The organism is Erwinia plantamica, from assembly GCF_043420595.1.
In the GTDB taxonomy this organism is placed as follows: domain Bacteria; phylum Pseudomonadota; class Gammaproteobacteria; order Enterobacterales; family Enterobacteriaceae; genus Erwinia; species Erwinia aeris.
In genome coordinates, this window is the sequence record NZ_JBGCUC010000138.1 from 1 (window position 1) to 387 (window position 387).

1 protein-coding gene is annotated in these 387 nt (G+C 29.7%); it reads left to right on the top strand.

What is annotated here, in order from left to right:
• Window positions 1-387, top strand: a 387-nt coding sequence (locus tag AB3U87_RS22485; RefSeq protein ID WP_394150669.1) for a hypothetical protein, incomplete at both ends; no start/stop codon positions are given.

The window sequence follows — 387 nt, forward strand, 5'->3', positions numbered from 1 at the left end:
ATTTTCATTAAGTCTGAAGGAGCAAAAAATTATAAAAGACAACTTTACCCTGATGCTGAAATATACGGATAAGATTAGGGTTTTTACCGAAAACATCCTGAATTTGTATACCGAAACAGTACAAAGAGAACTAACTAAAATCAAACTATTAGAATTACTTTATCTTATTTACAACTCTGAGCAGCAACAGGTTTTTTTACAGATATTACATTCATTAAATTACAAGAAAAAAAGAAATCTTGAAGAATTAATGCTCGAAAACTTTGACAAATCATTATCAATAGAAGATTATGCGTGTTTAACGGGAAGAAGTCTCTCTACATTTAAAAGAGATTTTCAAAGGCATTTTGATACTTCTCCCAAAAAGTGGCTGGTAAAAAAACGACT